Source organism: Salinicola sp. NYA28a (assembly GCF_976982775.1).
This window is the reverse complement of the sequence record NZ_OZ334582.1, coordinates 1,615,157-1,637,018: the sequence shown is the minus strand read 5'-3', so window position 1 is coordinate 1,637,018 and position 21,862 is coordinate 1,615,157. Positions and strand designations below refer to the sequence as shown.

Below are 21,862 nucleotides of genomic sequence, written 5' to 3'. Positions count from 1 at the left end.
GCGAAATCGTATGTCTGCGAAATCATATGCCTGCGAAATCGTGATGCCCGGTCGGGATCACACGCGATCGGCGGTTACGCTTCCTTCCATCAGCCGAGCGCCGAAACGCGCTTCCAATTCCTGGATATGCGGGTCGACACGCAAGGCTTCAACAGCGCGTGCGTGACGTTCGCGTGCCTCGCGGTCACGCTTGGCCTTGGCCGTCTCGCGTGCGCCGTCCAGTTCAGCAACGCTGATCTCGAGCCGACGCGTGTAGCCGAGGCCCGCCAACGCCTTGGTGATGCGCTCGATATGCAGATCGGAGAGCATGGCCGACTGGCCGGGGTCCAGCGTCACCTTCAGCGCGCTGCCATCGTCACTCTCGATAACGCAGTGAGCCGCGAGATTGCGCGTGAGACCGCCAATATCGAGCTGATCGAAGCGATCCAGCCATAACCCGTGCGTGAGCTGGCCGGCATTTACCGGCGAGTCCTGTGTCGCCGCCGGGCTGTTCATCTCTGCCATCGGCGCCTCGGCCATCGCCGGCACCGCATCCGCTTCGATAGCGGCTGTCGACCCGTCAGCGCCAGCCGATGCATGCCCCGTGTCGGCTGGAGCGACGTCGCCTTGAGCACCGTCGCTTTGAATACCGCTACTTTGAAAGTCTGGCCGGGCCGGTTGCGCTATCTGCTCGACCGGGGCGGAAGCCGCTGCTATATCGGTCGCGACGTCGACAGCCGGCGAGTCGCCGGGCTCGGGTGCCGAAGCCTCTGCCGCTTCGGCCGCCCAGGCGTAGGCCTCGTCGCCGAAACCGGCTTGATCGTCGAAACGGCTCGCGTCCTCGAAATCGCTGGCATCACTGATAGCCGCGCTGCCCGACTCGGCCGTGACGGTGACCTTCTCGCCCTGTTCCCCGCTCGGCTCCGGTGACGCCGCTTCCGGGACGATAACGGCCGCGGGAGCTTTAGCTTGGGATGCCTCGGTCTCGGTAGACCAGGGTGGGCGGTCGTCTGCCGACCCGTCGGCTATGACTGGCTCGACCGATGCAGACGAAGGGGGGGCGGCAGGTTCCGCGGACTGAGCCTGACGCTCGACTGGCGCCGGCGATGCCGCAGCGACTGGCTCCGGCGCGGTCACCGGCGCAGGAGCGGTGCTGGCAGCCTGCGGCGCCTCCGCCATCGATGTAGCCGGTGTCTGATGCACGCTACTCTGCAACTCGCCGCCTTGCTGGGCACCACCCTGCTGGACGTCACTCTGCTGAGCCCCCCTGCGCAAGGGCAGATCGGTCTGCGGTGGCGTCGGTACACCCTGGGGCCGGAAAGCCAGCATCCGCAGCAGCGTCATCTCGACCGCCGCGCGGGTATCCGGTGCGTTATCGATATCGCCTCGGCCCTGCAGCGCAATCTGGTAATAGAGCTGCACGTCTTCCGCGGTGAAGCGTCCGGCCAGCGCCAGCAGCTCGTCACGATCGCCATGGCCGTTGTCCAGTGCGCCGGGAACCATCTGGGCGATCGCCAGGCGATGCATCAGGCCGGAGAGCTCGTCGAGCACGCCGGCAAAGTCCGGCCCCTGCTCGGCCAGTGAGGCCACTTCGGTGAGCAACCGCTCGGCATCGACATCCGCCAATGCCTCGGCCAGCGCGATCAGATGCGCGTGATCCAGGGTACCGAGCATGGCGGCCACGTCTTCCCGCCGCACCTCGCCCTGGCCAAAGGCGATGGCCTGGTCGGTCAGGCTCATGGCATCCCGCATCGAGCCGTCGGCGGCCTTGCCGAGCAGCCATAGCGCCTGCGGATCGAAGGCCACCTGCTCAGCTTCGAGAACCCGGGTCAGATGCTCGACCACCCGCTCCGGCGGCATGTTCTTGAGCGTGAACTGCAGGCAGCGCGACAGCACCGTCACCGGCAGCTTTTGCGGATCGGTGGTCGCCAACAGGAACTTGACGTGCGGCGGCGGCTCTTCCAGCGTCTTGAGCAGCGCGTTGAAACTGTGCGTCGACAGCATGTGCACCTCATCGATGAGGTACACCTTGTAACGCCCCTGGGTCGGCGCGTACTGGACGTTGTCCAGCAGTTCGCGGGTGTCTTCCACCTTGGTACGCGATGCCGCATCGACCTCGATCAGATCGACGAAGCGGCCGCTGTCGATATCGCGGCAGGTCTCGCACTGGCCACAGGGCTGGGAGCCCACGCCCTGCTCGCAATTGAGGCACTTGGCGAGAATCCGCGCCAGCGTCGTCTTGCCGACACCGCGAGTCCCGGTAAACAGATAGGCGTGATGCAGTCGCCCCTGGTCGAGCGCGTTGACCAGAGCACGGCTGACATGCTCCTGACCGACCAGTTCGTGGAAGGTACGCGGGCGCCATTTACGGGCCAGAACCTGGTAACTCATGCGGCGCGATACTCCTCGCAGATAGGCTCGCGGCTGGACGTGATGGTCAGGAATCGGCACGACCACGATCGAAACATCGTAGCCAGCATCGGTCATCCTGAAGTGATCGGGCCATTCTAGCAGGGTCGGGAGAAAACTGACGAGGCGGGAGGCAGCGACTTGGTCGCCGAATTCATGACAGGCCAAATTGCGCAGGGCCAGAAATGGAGGCGGCCCCTACCAGCCACATCCCGGCACACGCGGCCACCACTACCGTTGCTCCCTTCCGGGCCTGGCGGGGTTTGCGGTTTAGCGTTGCGGGAGGACCGGCAAGGGCCACCATAGCTCGATTCATCAGTGACGCGATGAGATCGAAGGCCGACAAAGCCTGTGCCATCAAGACGTTGCCGAGCGAGCGGCACTATAACAGCGTCATCGCTTTGCGGCAACCGGGAAGGCTTCAAGAGTGCTTCGAAAAGAATGGCAGCGAACCGCTGCCCTCCCCGTTACGAACGAAAAAAAGCCCCGCCGTTTCAACGAGCGGGGCATGGACCACGTCAACTTTCGGCTCAGCCGACCTTTTCCTTGGCCGCCTGCATCCGGCGCCGCAGAATCGGCCCCACCACCACCGGCAGCAGCAGACCGATGATCGCCACTAGCCACAGCCCGATGGAGAGACCGCTACCCCAAAGGATCGACCAGTCGCCGTCGGAGATCTGCATCGCGTGACGCAGGTTCTTCTCCATTTCCGGCCCCAGCAGCAGGCCGAGAATCACCGGGACCAGCGGAATTTCCAGCTTGCGCAGAATGTAGCCGGCGACGCCGAAGGCGATCATGAAGTAGAGATCGAAGGTCGAGTGGCTGATCGAGTAGATGCCCACGAACGCGACCATGGTCACGATCGGCAGCAGATACATCGGCGGAACCGACAGGATCTTCACGAACACGCCGACCAGCGGAATGTTGAGCAGCAGCAGCATGAAGTTGCCCACCAGCAGTGCGGCGATGACGCCCCACACCAGGTCGGCATTCTGCGTGAACATCAACGGCCCCGGCGTGATGTTGAGCGACACCAGCATCGCCAGCAACACCGCCGTGGTCCCGCTACCCGGTACGCCAAGCGTCAGCATTGGCACCAGTGCGCCGCTGGACGCGCCGTTGTTGCCCGATTCGGGCGCAGCCACGCCACGCGGATCGCCTTCCCCGAAGTAGCCCTTCTTGCCGACGATCTTCTTTTCCAGCGTATAGGTGATGAAGCTGCCCAGCGACGCGCCCGCTCCCGGCAGCACACCGGCGATGAAGCCTAAAATGCCGCCGCGCACGGTGGTCGGCATGATCGACAGAATTTCCCGCCACTTCAGCTTGAGCGGGTTGACCTTGATCATCTCGCGGCCGGCGCCGGCCTTCTCTTCGATGAAGAACAGAAGCTCGGATACCGCGAACAGACCGACGATGGCGATGATGAAGTCGACGCCTTCGTAGAGCTCTAGCACGCCGAAGGTGTAGCGCTGCGTGCCGGTGGAGAGATCGATTCCGACAGTGGCGATGATCAGCCCGATCGCTGCGGCCATCAGCGTCTTCATCGGGTTCTTGCCGGTGATACCGCCCAGCGTGGCGAAGGCCAGCACGAACAGCGCGAAGTATTCGGCTGGGCCGAAGGTCAAGGCGAAGCGAGCCAGCAGCGGCGCCAGCAGGATCAGGCCAATGGTGGCGATCAGGCTGCCCATGAAGGAGGCGATCGCCGAAATCGCCAGTGCTTCGGCGGCCTTGCCCTGGCGAGCCATCGGGTAGCCGTCGAGACAGGTCATCATCGCCGGCTCGTCACCGGGAATATTCAGCAGGATTGACGAGATACGTCCGCCATACATCGCCCCGGCATAGACGGCCGTCAGCATGATCAAGGCGGTTTCCGGCTTGAGGCCGAGGGTGAACGCCAGCGGAATCAGGATCGCCACGCCGTTGGCCGGGCCCAGACCGGGCAGCGCGCCGATCAGCGTGCCGATGAAACACCCCATCAAGGCGAACATCAGGTTCTCGGGCTGCAGCGCCACGCCGAAGCCGAGGGAAAGATAGTGCAACGTTTCCATCAGTTCATCTCCAGCAGGCCAAGCGGCAGCGGCAATTCCAGTCCATAGGTGAACAGTACGAACACCACCACACCGCTAATCAGCCCGGTGAGATAGGCCTTGATCGGCCGCGCGCCCATGCGCCAGCAAAGCGTGCCGACCGCCAGCGTGGTCGAGACGATGAAGCCCAGCGGCTCGAGCAGCAGCGCGTAGACGACCAAGGTGACCACGGCAATCCCCAGCTCGCCAAAGGTCCTGGCGACCGGCCAGTGATTGTCGGGGTCGGGCTTGACGATCATGTAGAGACTGCAGATGGCCAGAATCACGGCCAGCAGCTTGGGAAAGGTCTCCGGGCCAACGGCTTCCGACCCCCCGAAGGGAACCGGAAACCGGGTGGCGCCGTAGTAGTAGGCGACGGCGATCACCAGCATGATCAGACCGAAGACGCGATCATTGAACTTGCTCATTGAATCAGCCCGATTTCCTTGGACAGCGACTGGATATCGTTGATCTGCTGCTTGACGAAGGCCTGGAATTCACCGGAATCCGGGTGGAACGGCATCAGACCGTTGCTTTTCATGACCTTCTTCCACTGATCGCTGGCATAGAGCTCGTCGACGGCATCGACCCAGTACTGCTTGGCGTCTTCGTCGATGTCGGACGGCATGTAGAAGCCGCGCCAGTTGGGGCCGACCGCATCGATGCCCTGCTCTTTTGCGGTGGGGATATCGGCCAGATCGCCGGGGAGACGCTCGTCGGAGAGCACCGCCAGCACGCGGAGATCGCCGGACTCGAGGAAGCCCTGGGTTTCGGTGATGTCGCCGGTGAATGCATCGACGTGGCCGCCGATGACCTGCGTCATCGCTTCGCCACCGTTGTTGTAGGAGAGATACGGAATACGCGGCAGATTCTCGACACCGGCAGCCTTGGCAGCGATCAGCACCTTGAGGTGATCCCATCCGCCATTGGCGCTACCGCCGGCGAACTTGACCGAACGCGGGTCTTCTTTCAAGGCGCTCATCAGCGAGTTGAGGTCCTGATAGGGAGAATCCTTGGATACCGCGATCACGCCGTAGTCGGCCCCTACGGCACCGATCCAGTTGACCATGTCGGCGTCCATGCCAGGGAACTGGCCCTGAGCCAGGCGGGTGGTGGTCGCCGTCGAGGCCGCCACCAGCAGCTGGTCGTCACCCTTGCGCTTGCTGACGGTGTGAGCGAACGCGACGCCGCCACCGGCGCCTGCCATGTTGATGGTCTGAACGCTGGCCGGCACGAGCTCCAGCTCCTCGAGCACGTTACCCACGCTGCGACAGGTAAAGTCCCAGCCGCCACCCGGGTCTGACGGAGCGATACATTCGACCTTGCCAGCAGGCTCGAACGCCATGGCGCCACTGGCCGTCAGGGCCAGCGCCGCAGCGGCCACCCACCGGATCGTCTTGACTGCAAACATGATGCTTCTCCTCGCTGATGGAGCAATATTATTCGTGGCTGACGCCAACCTTACAGTTCCGTAAGGTAGAACTTTGTTCCCATGAGCGGAAATTAAGGTGAAGTCATGTAACGGTCAACGGCGTGAACGCAAAAGCCGACTAAAGTTCAATGCCTTGCGCGCCAATTCATTTACAATTGCCTGCCAGCGCGATGGGCGAAGTCATCGCTGTTCATCTCCGAGAGAACGACGAAAGAAGCGGGTTTCCGAGTGTTCATCACGGAAGCCCCCCCGCCCCTCTTTCACCTGCAGGAGTTTCCCATGCCACTCAAATTGCTGCTGATCGAGGACGACCCTCTGCTCGCCAGCACCCTTACGGAAACATTGACCGTCGAGAATCAGCGCGTCGAGCGGATTGCCGATGGCGGCGAAGCTTTCGCCCGCCTTTCCCTCGATCACGACTACGACCTGATTCTGCTCGATCTCAACCTGCCAACCCGTAGCGGCCTCGACGTGCTGGCAACATTGCGCTCGCGCGACCGACAGACGCCGGTACTGATCCTCACCGCCCGGGCAGCGATCGAGGATCGAGTCAAGGGACTCGACCTGGGCGCCGATGACTACCTTGCCAAGCCGTTCGCGCTCGACGAGCTGGAAGCCCGGGTTCGGGCGTTGCTGCGTCGTCGCCAGAATGACCCGAGCGAACCGCTGGTGCTCGGCTCGCTGAGCCTCGACCGCCAGCGCCAGCATTTCACGTTGAACGACACCATCTTGTCGCTGCCGCCGCGGGAGCACCGCCTGCTGGCATGCCTGATCCACTACGCCGGCGAGCCGGTAGACAAGGCACGACTGCTCGAAGATGCCTTTGCCGGCGAAACGGTCGGCGACAATGCCATTGAAGTCTACGTGCACCGGCTTCGCCGTCGGCTCGCGGCGTCCGACGTCAGGCTACGCACGGTGAGAGGTATCGGCTATCTGCTGGAGGTCGAGTGACCCTGTTGCGAAGGTGGCACCTGTCACATCTGAGCCTTTACCGGCGACTGATGGTCTGGCTGCTCTGCCCGCTGGCGCTGCTGGTCGCCATCATGCTGCTACAGGCCTGGCTGGCCTCTCGCGAGGCGGCCGACCGCGCCTTCGACCGGCTGCTGGATGCCGCTGCACTCTCCATTGCGGAACAGGTTCGCTGGCAGCAGAGTCGGCTGTGGATGGATCTCCCACCTTCAGCGCTGGAGATGCTCGCTACCGATGCCGAGGAGCGAGTGTTCTACGCGCTCTACGATGCCCAAGGGCATTTCGTCACCGGCAATCGGTCACTTCCCTCCCTGCCTACCGAGAACGACATTCAAATGAACTATGGGGACGTGACTTCCCAGGACATGCCGCTCCGGCTCGGGGTCCTGCGTGCTCGTCTCGAGGGCTGGGATCGAAGCGATCGCTTCGAAGTCAGGGTGGCGCAGACGCGCGAAGGCCGGCAAGCCCTGGCCAATCAGCTGTTCCTGGCAAGTTTCGTCAATATCTTGATCATTGCCGGCCTGGCCGTGATGGTCGTCCTGCTCTCGGCCCGCTTCGCGCTGGAACCGCTGACGCGCCTGCGCCGTGCCATCCGCCAACGCAATCCTCGAACACTCGCGCCGCTCGAACTGCCGCTGCCCCGCGAACTGGCCGAGCTGCGCCAGACACTGAACGAACTGCTGGCACGCATGCGCCGCGTTCGCGCCAACCAGGAGCGCTTCATCGGTGACGCTTCCCACCAGTTGAAAACGCCGCTGGCCGGCCTCTCGACCCGCGCGGAGCTGGCCCTGCGGCAGTCGGATCCGGCAGCCTGGCGCGAGGCGCTTGCCACCATGCACGGCACCGCCACCAAGACCGCGCGGCTGGCCGGCCAGTTGCTGTCGCTAACCCGGCTCAACAACCCTGAAGCGACGCCGGCCAAGCAGGCCGTGGACCTTACCGCGCTGGCCCGGCGCTGTGTGCGGGAGGCGTTTCCCCGCCACCATCGCCGCGGGATCGACCTCGGCGTGGAGGCCCCGGAGCAGGCGGTGATGGTTTCCGCCAACGACTGGCAACTGGAAGAGGCACTGAACAACCTGATCGAAAACGCCTCGCTCTATGGCGCCAGTCAGGTCACCGTGCAGGTCACCGATGTACCGCCACGGCTGGCGGTCATCGATGACGGTCCGGGCATTCCCGAGTCCCAGCGCCTGTTGATGCTGCGCCCTTTCCACCGCGGCCAGGAAACTGGCGACGGTAGCGGTCTCGGGCTGGCCATCGTCGACAGCATTGCCCGCGCCCACGACATCCGCCTGAGTCTGCAGGCCGCCCATCCCGATCACCCCGAGCGTCCCGGCCTATGTATCGCCCTGACCTTTTCATCCGACGCCTCATCCGACGCCTGACGACGGCGCCGCATCGCATCCGGCATCTCGTCGGCGCCTTGCTGGCGCTCACGCTACTGGTGACGGTCCCTGCGCAGGCAAGGGCACTACATTTCCCCGCTGATGCCGAGTCGTCCCAGCCGCTGACCATTTATGGTGTCGTCGACCCACCGCAGGTGTACCCGCTACTCGCGGACTTTCACCAACGGAATCCGGATATCGCGATCGCCTATCACAACCTGGAGACACTGGCGCTACATGCAAGAGTACTTCAGGAACGTGACGCGCCCCGCGCCGACGTGATCATGTCGCCCGCCATGCCATGGCAGTACCAGCTCGCCAACGAAGGGCTCTCGGCCCCCGTCGACTCCCCCACCGCCGCGGCCTGGCCAAGCTGGGCACGCTGGCGTCAGGAGCTGTTCGGCTTCACGTTCGAGCCCATCGTCATGGTCTATCGGCGGGATCTCGCCGCCCGCATGCCCCCGCCGGAAAGCCACGCCGAGCTCCTGAGCCTGCTACGGCAACGGTCCGATGAATTGAGCCATCGCGTGGTCACCTACGACCCGCGCTTCAGCGGCGCCGGCTATACCTATGCCATCGAGGATGCCAGGATCTCGGCCCGTTACTGGGACCTGGTCGAAGCACTCGGCCATGCACACAGCGAGCTGGAGACCACCACGGCAGCGATGCTCGAGGGGCTCAGCGAGGGGCGCTACTGGATCGGCTACAATCTGATCGGCTCCTACGTCCAGGATTACGTGGCCGAACATCCCGAACTGGCCATGGTCGTGCCCAAGGATTATGCGCTGGTGCTGCAACGCCTGGTCATGATGTCTCGCAACGCGCCGCATCCCGTCGCCGCACAGCGCTTCATCGATTATCTCCTGAGCGCACCAGCCCAGCGCCTTCTCGCGACGCGGACGACCCTGGGCGCCGTGCACCCGTCGATCGACGGGCTCGGCACCGCGGCAGACCTGCGCAAGCGACTGGGAGAGGCGATCCGCCCCGTGCAGATCGGCCCCGGCCTGCTGGCAACGCTGGATACACTCAAGCGTCAGACGCTGCTGGAACAGTGGCAACAAGCCTTCAAGAACCACTCGACCTACGCCGACGGGCCGCTGGCCGACCCCTCTCCGCTCCCCCGACCATCGCAGGAATGAGCATGGCAGACATGCGTACCGTAGATATGAGCACCGTAGACATGAGCACTGCAGGAATGAACACGCCATGAAACGACTCGACCAACTCGTCACCGCCCACGTGCGTTCGCGCACCCGGGCGCAACGCCTGATTCGCCAGGGCTTTGTCAGCATCAATACAGGGGGAAAGTGGCAGGTCGCGACCAAGCCCGGCGAGAAACTGCCGGAGACGACGGCACTGCATATCGCCGAAGCACCGGAAGAACGCTACGTCTCGCGAGCCGGCCTCAAGCTGGAAGCGCTGCTGGAGACGTTGGACCGGCGCCTCGACGGCTTCACCGTGCTCGACATTGGCCAGTCCACCGGCGGCTTCACCGACTGCGCGTTACGCTACGGCGCGACAAAGGTCATCGGCATCGAGGTGGGACACGATCAGCTCGATGCCTCCCTGCGTGACGACGACAGAGTCATCTGTCTGGAAGGCACCAATGCCCGCCAATTGCCGATGACGCAACTGGAGGCCCTGGCACCTGGCGGCATCGATGCCGTGGTGATGGACGTCTCGTTCATCTCGCAGACGCTAATCCTGCCGGAAATTGCCCGCGTCCTGCGCCCGGGTGGCGAGCTCTACTCGCTGGTCAAGCCGCAGTTCGAGGTCGGCCCCGGCAAGGTCGACTCGCGGGGCATCGTCCGCGATGCCGAACTCTATAAAGGAGTCGCCGATACGCTGCATCAGACCTGTCGCTCTCACGGTCTCGACATCGACCACTGGCAGGAAAGCCCGATCCAGGGTGGCGACGGCAATCGCGAGTTTCTGCTCCACGCACTGCGCCGTTGAACGTCGCTCTATTTCCGAGGCGGTGCGATCAACGACCGCCGTCCCCTCCTCCATCGCCGCCACCATCGTGCCCGGCGCCACCGACTTCTCCATCGCCCAGGTGGCCATCGTCACCACTGCGAGACTGGCGTGAATTCCGGGGTGCCGCCGGCGTCGGGGATGCCGAGTCGGGCTCCGCCCCCAGCGCCGCCTCGTTCCCGTTGGCGCTCTGGACCTTTGTCACCTGTCCGTTGTCGCCATGCAGCCAGACGTCCATCTGGTTGAACGCCACGCGGATGCCATGCTCCTTGAACAACTGATCCAGCCGGCGGTTGATCTCGTCGCTGGCGTAGAGCCGATCGAGCAGATCGTTGACGAAGATCCGCAACTCGAAGTTGAACGATGTCGGACCGTAGCTGAGGCAGAACACCTGCGGCTCGGGATCCCGCAATACCCGACGGTTTTCGTCCGCCGCCTGCCGCATCAGCCGATGCACCTCGTCGAGATCCGAGCCATGGGCCACGCCATAGGTCAGCACGACTCGGGTCACGTTATCCGACAGCGACCAGTTGATCAGTTGATCGGTGACGAAGGTCTTGTTGGGAATGATGATCTCCTTGCGGTCGAAATCGGTCACCGTGGTCGCCCGGATACGAATGCGGCTGACCGAGCCGTGGAGCTGGCCGAGCGTGATGGTGTCGCCGATCCGCATCGGGCGCTCGAACAGGATGATCAGGCCTGAAATGAAATTGGCGAAGATCTCCTGCAGGCCGAAGCCCAGCCCCACGCCCAACGCCGCCACCAGCCACTGCAGCTTGTCCCAGGAGACCCCGAGCGTGCCGAGCGAGGCCACCACCCCGGTCCCCACGATGGTGTAGGAAAGCAGCGAGGAGATCGCGTAGGCGCTGCCCTGCTTGAGCGTCAGGCGCGACAGAACCATGACCTCCAGCAGACCGGGCAGGTTGCGCGCCAGCATCATGGTCAGCGCCACCATGACCAGCGCCACGACGATGTCCGCCACCGTGATCGGATCCAGGGTCATCGCCTCGCCCTGCCCACGCTCGATTTGCCACACGCTGACGTGATCGAGATAGGAGAAGACTTCAAGCAGGTCCGACCAGATCAGGTAGAAGGCGAAGGTAAAACCGATGAACAGGATCAGCTTGGAGAGTCGCAGCGACTGCTGGTTGACCTGCTCCATGTCCAGCGGCGGCTCCTCGACCACCTCGAGCCCGCCCTCGGCCCCTTCCTGAATCTGCGCCCGCCGACGTGCCACCGCCCGGCGATAGGCCAGGCGGCGCTGTGCCACCGCGAGCCCACGCACCACCGTGGCCTCGACCAGGATCCACAATCCGAAGAGATAGAGCGAATTGATGAATCGCCCGATCAACCGCAACGCCGCGTACTCGTAGCCCAACGCGATCAGCCCGGCCAGCACCAGCGGCACCAGCGCCAGTGCCAACCCCAGCAGCAGGCGAAACAGCTTGAGCCCGAAATAGGGGACATGCGCCAGGATCAACCGCACCAGGATGACGCTCATCGCCAGCAGGCCGGCCAGCAGCAACAGCAGGAACAGCGGTCGACTGGATAGCTCGGCCTGGCTGCCGGGCGACGTGCCACTGATGAGAATGACGGGAATGAGCGAAATTCCCAGCCAGAACAGCAGCCGGCGCAGCCGGGCCACGTAGCCGGTCGACCAGTGGAAATGGCGTGTCGCCACGCCGTCCGACACCAGCAGTCGACGAGTCCAGCCAATGACGCCCCATGCCAGGGCGAGCTGCAATAGCGACTCACCCACACGCTCGGCGAACGCATCGCTGCCCAGTCTCAGCAGCCCGCCGATCACGGCCAGCAGCATGGGGCCATGGGCGGCCAGCAACGCGTTGTAGAGAATCGCGCGCGGGGTATGCATCTGGGTGTCGCGCTTGAGACGGCCGATCTGCTCATGAAGGTTGAGCAGCCGGACCTTGATCCGGCGCCTCGCCATCAGCAGCACGGCAGCCAGAATCAGAACCGGCACGACCGCCAGCGCACGAAGATCCGGCACCTGCCAGAAACTCGCCAACGCCTGTGGCCAGGCATCTCCACGCACCTGGCTCGCGAGGAGACCGGGCGCATCCTGCCACCAGCTCAGCGTCAGCGGACGCGAACTGGCGACCCAGAACAGCTGCTCCTCGATGACGCCACGAAGCGACGTGGTGAGTCCGGCCAGCTGCTCCTGGTTGAGCTGAAGATCGATCGCCACGGTCAACAGGTTGCCGTATTCGCGATCGAGCTGTTCGAGGATTTCGCTCCGCGACTGGAACAGCTTCACCAATGAATCGATCAACGCTGGCGTCACATCAATATCGGTATCGGCCAGACTCTTTTCGGCCAATGCCCTTGGCTGGCGAAGGGCGTCCCGCTGTTCGACCAGATCGAACTGACTCAGCCGCGTTTCGGCGATCTCTTCCTGCAACCCGCCCAGTTCGTCCACGTCCGGGAGGGCTCGGCGCTGCTCGTTGAGGATGCGCGACAGCAGCGGGCTGCCGCGGATCGCGTCGATCTGTTCGTTGAGCGTACGCTTGATCTGGCGCACGCGATCGAGCTGCGAGCGGATATCGATGGCCCGCCGGATCAGATCGTTGGTGCGGTCGGTGACCTCGAGCAGCTGGTCGCTGAACTCGCGATTGGTCGCCTGAATATCACGCAGCACCGGATGCGCAGCGATCGCTGCCCGATCTTCTTCTCCGATATCGGCGACGGCCTTCTCCGATTCGGCACGCCGCTGCCGGTCGAGCGCCGCCCGCAATGCATTCAGGCGGGCTTCTTCGATGGCAATCTGGCGCTGGAGCAGGTCGCGGCGCTGGGCATCGAGCTCCCGAAGCTGCGTGTTGTTGGCCAGTTCCCGGCGATGATACTCGGCTTGCAGCTCGGCCAGCGCGAGTTCCAGTCGATAGCGTGCCTGGGCCGGATCGAAGGTCTGGGTTTCGTCGCTATCGGGCGTCTGGAGCTGTGTTCGTGCCTGTTCCGCATCGGCCATCGCCTTGGCAATGGCCGACTGTGCCCGCTCCGGCCGTGTCTCCGCGCTGATCAGCCGCGCGTTGACCGAAGCCAATTGGCCTTGCAACGTTTCGAGCCGATCCAGGGCATCGGACGTTCTCTGGCCCAGCGTCTCCACCGTAAGCTCGTCGAGAGCATCGGCTGCCGGGGCGTCGTCATCGCTCAGCGCGGAAAGCTGCCTCTCGAGTTCGCGAATACGCTGAGGGGCCTGCTGCGCCGAGCTTTCGAGCGTCTTCAGTTCCTTGCGCAGCGCCTCCAGCGAATCCAGCGTCTGCAACGCGACTCGCAGATCCTCCCGCTCCGCCTGCTGCTGTTCATCCGGCGCCTCGATCTGCTCGAGTTTCTGCTGTTCGGCAGTGAGCCTGTCGCGTGTCGGTAGGCTTTCCTGCTGTTGCGCCAAGGCGACAGTGCTTGTCATCAGTATGCACAATGCCAGCGCGAGGAACGTGATACGCTGAGCCGCTTTTGCGAGGGCAGAGACGTTTGCGAAGACAAAGACGTTTTCGAGGACAGCGACAACAGGCGCAGGCGTCCGGCCGGTCCTCGTCAGCGCGTGGGCCCTCGTGGGCTTTAACGATCTCCGAGCAAGAGGATCTGGTTGACTGACATACTCGCTCCCGGCCGGATAATCCGACATGCCCTCTCCTCGTCAACTCCGTTCATGCGGCCACCGTCGCGTTCGCGCGGTGCGATTCCTATCGAAGTCGGAGTTTACCGCCAGGGCGAGCGGATTCCGAGGCGTCCGTTAACCGCGTTTGCCGAGTTTGACTTAAGCCGACGACATGCTAGAAATCGTCACTACTTAATACGAAGCCTGATCTTCATCGACCTGATCGCGCTTCTATCCACTGGATTACCTTGACAGGACAGTCTTATGACGCCCATTCGTTCGCTGCGCGATACCAGCCTTCTACTATTGGGGATGCTGGCTACCCCATTAGCGACTGCGCAGACACCGGACAGCGATGGCGACCCGGTTCAACAAGCGAACGAGCAGGCCGAAGTGCGCCGTAACCTCGAAGCGGAAACCGCCGAGAACCCGCTCGCGATCACGACCTATCGCCGCAACTACTTCCTGCCGTGGACTTACAACACCAACCCGGACGAGGCCGATTTCCGTCAGATCACCTCCGAGGGCGAGGTCGACAATTCGGAAATCAAGTTCCAGTTGAGCTTCAAGATCAAGCTGCTCGACGACATGTTCGGAGACAACGGCGACCTCTATTTCGCCTATACCCAGCGCAGCTGGTGGCAAGCCTACAACTCCGAGGCATCGGCCCCCTTTCGCGAGACCAATTACGAACCCGAGGGTTTCGTGAGCTTCGATAATCGATGGACGGTGCTGGGCTGGACCAACACCATCAACCGGGTCGGCTTCGCGCATCAGTCCAATGGCCGTTCGGACCCGCTGTCACGCAGCTGGAATCGAATCTACGCCGAATCGATATTTCAGCGTGGCAACTGGGCGTTCAGTGTCGCCCCTCACTGGCGCATTCCGGAAAACGACGAGGATGACGACAATCCCGATCTGGAGAACTATATCGGCTATGGTGACCTGACCGTGGTCCGCGCCTTCGGCGACCAGGAAGTTTCGTTGATGGTTCGCGGCAACCCCGGCAAGGCACACTATGGCGGTCAGCTCGACTACTCCTTTCCGCTGTTCGGCAAGGTTCGCGGCTACCTCCAGTACTATCAGGGCTACGGCGAAAGCTTGATCGACTATGACCATGACGTGCAGCGTTTCGGCCTCGGCTTCAGTATCAATACCTTTTTGGCCGGCATCCCTGGCACTCGTTGATCCCTGCAGATAGCCTGTCTATGCTGATCCACGTTAATTGACTGTCAAAGGAAGACGACCATGACCATGCAATCCATCGGCGGCAACGGCTCCGAGCGCGAACGCGAAGCTTCTACCGAGCAGCTCAAGGAAGATCTGCGCAACCTGTCGCAGACCGTCGAAGAGTTGATCCACGCCACGGCGGACGACTCCCGTACCAATATCTCCGAAATGCGTGAACGCGCCCAGCAGCGCCTGCAGGAGACACGTGGACGTCTCGAGGCCCGCGGCGAGAAGCTTTATGCCAGCGCCAAGGATCAGATGGACGCCACCGATCAGTACGTGCACGAGAATCCCTGGACGAGCATCGGCATCGGCGCCGCCGCTGGCGTCGTTCTGGGGCTGCTGCTGGGGCGTCGTTGATGGCGGGTCCGGCTGAAAACGTCATCACCGCCGCCCGGCGGCTGATCGCCAACCTCATCGCCAGTGGCGAGACGCGCCTGCGTCTCGCCGTTGTCGAATGGGAAGCCGAACGCGACCGAATGTTGACCCTGCTGCTGCTGGCGGGCGCCGGCCTGATCATGCTCTCCTTCGCCATCGGCATGCTGCTTCTGCTGGTCGTGGTGGTGTACTGGGAGGATAACCGCTTGCAGGCCATCGGGATCTGCTCGGCGGTGCTTTTCGTCATCGCGGGCGCGCTGATTCTCTCGGCCAAGCGAGTGGCCAAACAACGTAAGTTGATGGCCGCGACCTTGCATCACCTCGAACGCGATCGAGAGGCACTGGGGCCTTCCCATGACTGAACGGACTCGGCAGCAGCAGATCGACGACCTCGAGGACGAGATTCTCCAGCAACGCCTCGACATGACGTCCGCCATGCGTGAATGGCGCGATGCCACGGCACCGATCGACCATGCCTGGGAAAAGATCGTGAGCTGGAAGGTGCCGCTGATGGCGATCGGCAGTCTGGTGGCCATGCGCAGCGCGCGCAAGCCACGTTCGACGGGTCGGCTGTTTCGTCGCGCCCTGACCGGACTGCTGATGTACAACCGCGGCAAGGCACTCTACCGGGCGTCTCGCGGGCGCAATCGCTAAGCGACGCCATACTCGCTCTTCAGCCTCAGAAGCGGCCACTATGACCTAGTGGCCGCTTTTTCGTTCAGCCTAGAGCGACTGACCACAGGCGACGCCGGACGCCCAGGCCCACTGGAAGTTGAAGCCGCCCAACTGGCCCGTCACGTCCAGCACCTCGCCAATGAAGTAGAGTTGAGGCAACGCATTGACCGCGAATGTCTTCGAAGAAATCGCATCGGTATCGACGCCGCCCATGGTGACTTCCGCCGTCCGCCATCCCTCCGTGCCTGCCGGCTTGAACTGCCATGCCCCGAGCCCCTGCGCAATCGTCTGAATATCGCCATTGGAGAGCTCGGCCATCGGCCGATCCTTCCATCCCTGCCATTGGAGCAAGGCCTGCGATAGCCGCTTGGGCAACACCTCTCCCAGCCAGGTTCCCAGATGCCGGCGAGGCGCTTCCTGGCGCAGCTTGCGCAGGGTCTCCTCGACAGGAATCGATGGTAGCCAGTCGATCTCGACCGCCATTCCCGGCCGCCAGTGGCTCGACGCCTGAAGCATCGCCGGCCCCGACAGGCCACGATGGGTAAAGAGCAGCGGCTCCTGGTACTGACCATCTCCGCATCTGGCCGCCACCGGGCAGGAAAGGCCGGCTAGCGCCGCCAGCGATGTCTTCCACTGCGACGTCACGGTGAACGGTACCAGTGCCGCTCGCGTCTCGGTCACCTCGAGCCCGAACTGACGAGCCAGATCGTAGCCCAGACCGCTGGCTCCCAGCGTCGGGATCGACAGGCCGCCAGTGGCAACGACCACGGCCCCCGCCTCGACCCTGGCGCCATCGATCTCCAGCCGCATGCCGTCGCCGAGACGCTCGATGTGGTTCACCGGTGTGGAGAGCGAGACCTCCACGCCCGCCCACTCGCACTCGGTCAACAGCATGGCGACGACATCCTTGGCCGAATGGGCACAGAACAGCTGCCCGGGCGCCTTCTCGACATACTCGATGCCATGCCGCTCGATCAGCTCGACGAAATGGTGTGGCGTGTAGCGCTTCAGGGCCGAGATCGGAAAATGCGGATTGCGCGAGAAGAAATTCGCCGGCGTGGTCGCGAGGTTGGTGAAGTTGCAGCGTCCGCCACCCGACATCAGGATCTTCTTGCCGGCCTTGTTGGCATGATCGACGACGCGCACCCGAAGGCCGCGATAGCCCGCCGTGAGCGCGCACATCAAGCCGGCCGCGCCAGCGCCGATAATGACGACGTCGTAGGTTTTCATGTCCGCACCGATCTTGCCTTGCTGGTTGGGCGGGCATTCTAACAGAGCCATTTTGCGACACGCCCTTTTCATTCGGCAGGGGTTGAGGTACTAACGAGTAGCAAGACTTCACAACGTATCGACAGCCCTATACTTACACTTTGTAACGCAGCGCAGACACCAGCCCACTATGACAATGATATCGGTGACCCGCTCGACGCCCGCTCTTTTCCACAGACGCCTTCCGTCACCGTCGACACTGTCGAGCCTGTCAACCGCTGCCGCGCTACTGTTCGGCTCGATCCATACCGGCTCGGTATTCGCTCAGATGCAGAGTGATGCACCAATCGCAGTGATCGGCGCCACCGTCGACACCTCGATCTGGCAAGACCCGGTCGAAGCTCTGGGCACCTTGAAGGCGGACGAGAGCGTTACCCTTTCCTCGACGCTCACCGGCACTGTCAGTGCCATCAACTTCGAGGACGGCGACAGCGTCGAGGCCCGTCAGTGGCTGGTCCAGCTCGACGACGAACAGGCCCAGGCAGAACTTCGGGCCGCCCAGGCGCTGCTTGATCAGCGCCGGAGCGCCCTCGACCGCGCCCAACAGCTTCAGGATCGCAATTTGGGCGTACGTGCCACGCTCGAGGACAATGCCGCGCTGGTCAGGCAGAGCGAAGCGGAAATCGATGCCATTCGCGCCCGGCTTGCCGATCATCGGTTACGCGCGCCCTTTGCAGGCACCGTCGGGCTGCGCGACGTCAGCGTCGGTGCGCTGGTGACCCCCGGCACCGAGCTGGTCACGCTGGACAAGCTCGATACCATGAAGCTCGATTTCACCGTACCGGCAACGCTGCTCTCGGTGCTGCATCCTGGGCTCACGCTCAGCGCCACGACACCGAGCTATCCCGACGCCACGTTCCGTGCAGAGGTCGCCACCCTCGGCACCCGAATCGACCCCGTCTCCCGAAGCCTGGTGGTGCGCGCCAATCTGGACAATCCCGACGGGCGCCTGCTGCCGGGCATGCTGATGGAAGTGCAACTGAACCAGCCCGCCCGCGAGGCGCTGACGATTCCGGAGAGCGCGCTGGTGCCCGATGGGGAACGCCAGACCGTCTGGTTGATCGAACCCGGCCAGCCCGCCAGCGTCACGCGTCGGGAAGTCGCCATCGGCGAACGCCGCCAGGGTGAGGTCGAGATCACCGATGGTCTCGAGAGCGGCCAGCGTATCGTGACGCATGGCACCCTCAAGGTACGCGAAGGCGACCCCGTCGAACTGATCGCCGAGGACGTCAGCGACGGTGACATCAAAGAAGTCCTCGAGCGTCAGCGCCGCGCCACCGAATCGCAGATTAACGAATCGCAGTTCAACGAATCGCGAGCCAGAAACTGATGCGGATTTCCGACCTATCGATCCGTCGTCCGGTCTTCGCGACCGTCGTCTCGCTGCTGCTGATCGCCTTCGGCCTGCTGGCCATGGAGCGCCTGCCGTTGCAGGAGTATCCGGCCATCGATCCGCCCATCGTCAGCATCGAGACCAACTACCCGGGCGCCTCCGCCAGTGTCGTCGAGACGCGCATCACCCAACTGCTCGAAGACCGCATCGCCGGTATCGAGGGCATCGTCTCGATCGAATCCAGTAGTGCCGACGGCGAATCGGAGATCGACGTCGAGTTCTCGCTGGATCGTGATATCGACGGCGCCGCCAACGACATTCGCGACCGGATCTCGTCGGTGGCCGACAACCTGCCCGACCAGGCCGAGCCGCCGGAAATCGAGAAGAGCGACAGCAGCGACGACGTCATCATCTGGCTGTCGCTTTCCGGAGAGGGTTACACCATTCCGGAGCTGACCGATTATGCCAACCGCTATCTCGTCGACCGCTTCTCGACCCAGAACGGAGTGGCCCGGGTGCGCCTCAGCGGCGGCAAGGAGTACGCGATGCGGGTCTGGCTGGATCGCAACGCCCTGGCCGCGCGCCAGTTGACCGTCGACGATGTGGCCGATGCGCTGGAGAGCGAGAACGTCGAACTGCCGGCCGGCTTCCTCGAATCCCGCGATCGGCAGTTCACCCTGAGAATCCCGCGCAGCTTCACTACCGCCGCCGACTTCCAGAACCTGGTCGTCGCCCGCGGCAACGACGGTTATCTGGTACGACTGGCTGACGTGGCGCGCGTCGAGGTCGGTTCGGTAGAGGAGCGTTCGCTGTACCGAGGCAACGAGGTCCCGATGGTGGGCCTCGGCATGATCAAGCAGTCGACCGCCAGCGTGCTGGAAGTGGCCAACGGTGCCAAGGCGGAGATGGCCCGGCTGCAACCCACGCTACCCGACGGCATGCAGCTGTCGCTCAATTTCGACTCGTCGGTGTTCGTTTCCGGCGCGCTGCATGAGGTCGTATCGACGCTGTTCATCGCCATGGGGCTGGTCGTGGTGGTGATCTTCGTCTTTCTCGGCAACATACGCACGACCCTGGTGCCCGCAGTAACGGTACCGATCTCGCTGATCGGTACTTTCATCTTTCTGGCGCTGTTCGGGTTCACCCTGAACTTGCTCACGCTGCTGGCGCTGGTGCTGGCGATCGGGCTCGTGGTCGATGATGCGATCGTGGTCATCGAGAACGTTCACCGGCGCATGGTGATCCACGGCGAGACGCCTCTGGTCGCTGCTTTCCGGGGCACCCGCCAGATCGGCTTCGCCGTCATCGCCACCACCCTGGTGTTGATCACCGTCTTCATCCCGTTGAGCCTGCTCCAGGGCGATATCGGCCGCCTGTTTTCGGAGTTCGCCCTGACGCTTGCCGCGTCGGTCGGCCTCTCCTGTCTGGTGGCGCTGTCGCTGGCACCGATGCTGTGCTCGAAACTGCTCAGCCCGCGCATGCACGAGAGTCGTATCAGCCATGGCGTGCATTGGCTGCTGGACCGTTCGCAGACGATCTACCGACAGGCACTGCTGTGGGCGCTGCGTTGGCGCTGGATCGTGGTCGGACTGTTCGCCCTGGTGCTGGCACTCACCGCCTGGCTGTTTCAACAGCTGCCCAACGAATATACGCCCCAGGAAGATCGCGGCGCCTTTTTCGTGCTGATCGAAGGGCCGCCCGGCGCGACCTTTCACTACATGCAGGATTACTACGACGAGATCGAGGCCCGCCTGATGACGCTGGTCGATGCCGGCGACATCAATCAGGTGTCGGTTCGCGGTCCCCGCGGCTTCGGCAATGTCGAGAACTTCAATGATGGCATGGCCGTCGTTACGCTCAATGATTGGGGCGATCGACGATCGGCCTGGGATATCCTCGCCGACGTCCGCAGCCGGCTGTCGGATCTGCCCGGCGTCACTGCCACGCCGGTGATGCGCCAGGGCTTTGGCGGCCGGGTCGAGAAACCGATCCAGTTCGTCATCGGTGGCAGCACCTACGAACAGCTGGCCGACTGGCGCGATCGGCTGCTGACTCGCATTCGAAGCGACGACAGCAGCGGCCTCGAGGCGGTGGACAGCGACTACAAGGAAACCCAGCCACAGCTGCGCATCCAGATCGACTACAACCGTGCCGCCGCGCTGGGCGTTACCGTGAGCACCATCGGCAATACCCTGGAGACACTGTTCGGAGGCCGTAACGTCACCACCTATGTCGACGGCGGCGAAGAGTACGACGTCATCCTCGAAGGCGAACGTGACAATCAGCGCGCCCCAAGCTCGCTGGACAACGTGCAGGTACGTTCAGCGGTCAGTGACGAGCTGATTCCGCTGGCAAGCCTGGTGTCGGTGTCGGAATTTGCCGGTGCCAGCGAGCTCAACCGCTTCAACCGAATGCGCGCGATCACGCTCGAGGCCAATCTCCAGGGAGGGGTCGCGATCGGCGACGCGCTGGCCTACCTGCAGGGTATCGCGGAAGAAGAGCTGCCCAGCGAAGCTGGTCATCGACTACAAGGGGCCCTCCCGGGATTACCAGGAAGCCAGCGGTGCGACGACCTTCCTGCTCATCCTGGGCATCGTCGTGGTCTTCCTGGTGCTGGCTGCCCAGTTCGAAAGCTTCGTGCACCCGCTGGTCATCATGCTCACGGTACCGATGGCCATCAGCGGCGCCTTGCTGGGCCTATGGGCCAGCGGGCAGTCCCTCAATATCTACAGTCAGGTGGGGCTGCTCATGCTGGTCGGTCTGGCCGCCAAGAACGGCATCCTGATCGTCGAATTCGCCAACCAGTTGCGCGACGAAGGTCAGGCTTTCTCCGACGCGCTGGTCGAGGCTTCCGTGACTCGTCTCAGGCCGATCCTGATGACGACCGTCACCACCATGGCCGGCGCCGTTCCCCTGATTCTGGCCTTCGGCCCTGGTGCCGAATCGCGCATCGTCATTGGTACCGTCATCTTCTGTGGCGTTGCCGCCGCGACCCTGCTGACGCTATTCATCGTACCGGTGGCCTACGATATGCTAGCGCGGCGTACCGGTTCACCCGGCGACGTCAGCCGGCGTCTCGAATGCGAAATACACGGCCACGAGACACGAGACCAAGAAATCAGTCGATGAGGTTTGGCTACCACACGAGCC

Annotated in this window: 15 protein-coding genes, 1 other RNA gene and 1 pseudogene; 10 read left to right on the top strand and 7 right to left on the bottom strand. The window is 63.4% G+C overall.

Annotated features, from left to right (window positions below; all coding sequences use genetic code 11):
• Positions 1-57: 57 nt before the first annotated feature.
• From dnaX to ACWHY3_RS07370, 5 genes are all read right to left on the bottom strand, one after another.
• Positions 58-2,370: a DNA polymerase III subunit gamma/tau gene (gene dnaX / locus ACWHY3_RS07390; RefSeq protein WP_448127930.1), complete on the bottom strand. Its 2,313-nt coding sequence runs from the start codon at positions 2,368-2,370 to the stop codon at positions 58-60.
• Positions 2,371-2,584: 214 nt separating this feature from the next.
• Positions 2,585-2,681: signal recognition particle sRNA small type (gene ffs / locus ACWHY3_RS07385), an RNA gene on the bottom strand.
• A 237-nt stretch (positions 2,682-2,918) separates the two neighbouring features.
• Positions 2,919-4,436 carry a tripartite tricarboxylate transporter permease gene (locus tag ACWHY3_RS07380; protein WP_448127929.1) on the bottom strand — a complete coding sequence of 506 codons (1,518 nt, stop codon included), beginning with the start codon at positions 4,434-4,436 and terminating at the stop codon, positions 2,919-2,921.
• Positions 4,436-4,882: a tripartite tricarboxylate transporter TctB family protein gene (locus ACWHY3_RS07375; protein ID WP_087717870.1), complete on the bottom strand. Its 447-nt coding sequence runs from the start codon at positions 4,880-4,882 to the stop codon at positions 4,436-4,438. Before ACWHY3_RS07375 ends, ACWHY3_RS07380 begins: the two co-directional genes overlap by 1 nt.
• Positions 4,879-5,865, bottom strand: a complete 987-nt coding sequence (locus ACWHY3_RS07370; RefSeq protein ID WP_303853096.1) for a Bug family tripartite tricarboxylate transporter substrate binding protein — start codon at positions 5,863-5,865, stop codon at positions 4,879-4,881. The genes ACWHY3_RS07375 and ACWHY3_RS07370 overlap by 4 nt, the downstream gene beginning before the upstream one ends.
• Positions 5,866-6,165: 300 nt before the next feature.
• On the opposite strand from ACWHY3_RS07370, the gene ACWHY3_RS07365 reads away from it, so the two are divergent.
• The 4 genes from ACWHY3_RS07365 to ACWHY3_RS07350 all read left to right on the top strand — a co-directional run bounded on the left by ACWHY3_RS07365 (position 6,166) and on the right by ACWHY3_RS07350 (position 10,196).
• Positions 6,166-6,837: a response regulator transcription factor gene (locus tag ACWHY3_RS07365; RefSeq protein ID WP_332778839.1), complete on the top strand. Its 672-nt coding sequence runs from the start codon at positions 6,166-6,168 to the stop codon at positions 6,835-6,837.
• Positions 6,834-8,240 carry a sensor histidine kinase gene (locus tag ACWHY3_RS07360; RefSeq protein WP_448127928.1) on the top strand — a complete coding sequence of 469 codons (1,407 nt, stop codon included), beginning with the start codon at positions 6,834-6,836 and terminating at the stop codon, positions 8,238-8,240. The genes ACWHY3_RS07365 and ACWHY3_RS07360 overlap by 4 nt, the downstream gene beginning before the upstream one ends.
• A complete protein-coding gene (locus ACWHY3_RS07355) occupies positions 8,195-9,379 on the top strand; it encodes an ABC transporter substrate-binding protein (protein ID WP_448127927.1) in 1,185 nt (394 codons plus the stop codon). The genes ACWHY3_RS07360 and ACWHY3_RS07355 overlap by 46 nt, the downstream gene beginning before the upstream one ends.
• Before the next feature lie 67 nt (positions 9,380-9,446).
• Positions 9,447-10,196, top strand: a complete 750-nt coding sequence (locus ACWHY3_RS07350) for a TlyA family RNA methyltransferase (protein ID WP_087717873.1) — start codon at positions 9,447-9,449, stop codon at positions 10,194-10,196.
• 28 nt (positions 10,197-10,224) lie between these two features.
• Here the strand turns inward: ACWHY3_RS07350 and mscK are convergent, their stop codons facing one another.
• The gene (gene mscK / locus ACWHY3_RS07345) at positions 10,225-13,668 is read right to left on the bottom strand and encodes a mechanosensitive channel MscK (protein ID WP_448128145.1); all 3,444 of its coding nucleotides are present in this window, start codon (positions 13,666-13,668) and stop codon (positions 10,225-10,227) included.
• A gap of 423 nt (positions 13,669-14,091) precedes the next feature.
• Here mscK and ACWHY3_RS07340 point away from each other — a divergent pair, with 423 nt between their 5' ends.
• From ACWHY3_RS07340 to ACWHY3_RS07325, 4 genes are read left to right on the top strand one after another with little or no spacing between them, the layout of a single operon-like run.
• On the top strand, positions 14,092-15,015 hold the full coding sequence (locus ACWHY3_RS07340; RefSeq protein WP_448127926.1) for a phospholipase A: 924 nt from the start codon (positions 14,092-14,094) through the stop codon (positions 15,013-15,015).
• Between the two features lie 60 nt (positions 15,016-15,075).
• Positions 15,076-15,417, top strand: coding sequence for a DUF883 family protein (locus ACWHY3_RS07335; RefSeq protein ID WP_087717876.1), 342 nt, complete (start codon positions 15,076-15,078; stop codon positions 15,415-15,417).
• Positions 15,417-15,797 (top strand): phage holin family protein, encoded by a 381-nt coding sequence (locus ACWHY3_RS07330; RefSeq protein WP_087717877.1) that lies wholly within the window; start codon positions 15,417-15,419, stop codon positions 15,795-15,797. The genes ACWHY3_RS07335 and ACWHY3_RS07330 overlap by 1 nt, the downstream gene beginning before the upstream one ends.
• Positions 15,790-16,089: a YqjK-like family protein gene (locus tag ACWHY3_RS07325; RefSeq protein WP_071232829.1), complete on the top strand. Its 300-nt coding sequence runs from the start codon at positions 15,790-15,792 to the stop codon at positions 16,087-16,089. The genes ACWHY3_RS07330 and ACWHY3_RS07325 overlap by 8 nt, the downstream gene beginning before the upstream one ends.
• A gap of 69 nt (positions 16,090-16,158) precedes the next feature.
• Here ACWHY3_RS07325 and ACWHY3_RS07320 read toward each other — a convergent pair whose 3' ends face one another.
• Positions 16,159-17,391 (bottom strand): BaiN/RdsA family NAD(P)/FAD-dependent oxidoreductase, encoded by a 1,233-nt coding sequence (locus tag ACWHY3_RS07320; RefSeq protein ID WP_373419392.1) that lies wholly within the window; start codon positions 17,389-17,391, stop codon positions 16,159-16,161.
• Between the two features lie 256 nt (positions 17,392-17,647).
• On the opposite strand from ACWHY3_RS07320, the gene ACWHY3_RS07315 reads away from it, so the two are divergent.
• A complete protein-coding gene (locus tag ACWHY3_RS07315) occupies positions 17,648-18,709 on the top strand; it encodes an efflux RND transporter periplasmic adaptor subunit (RefSeq protein WP_448127925.1) in 1,062 nt (353 codons plus the stop codon).
• Positions 18,709-21,841: pseudogene (locus ACWHY3_RS07310) on the top strand (efflux RND transporter permease subunit). Before ACWHY3_RS07315 ends, ACWHY3_RS07310 begins: the two are co-directional and overlap by 1 nt.
• The last annotated feature ends 21 nt before the right edge of the window (positions 21,842-21,862 follow it).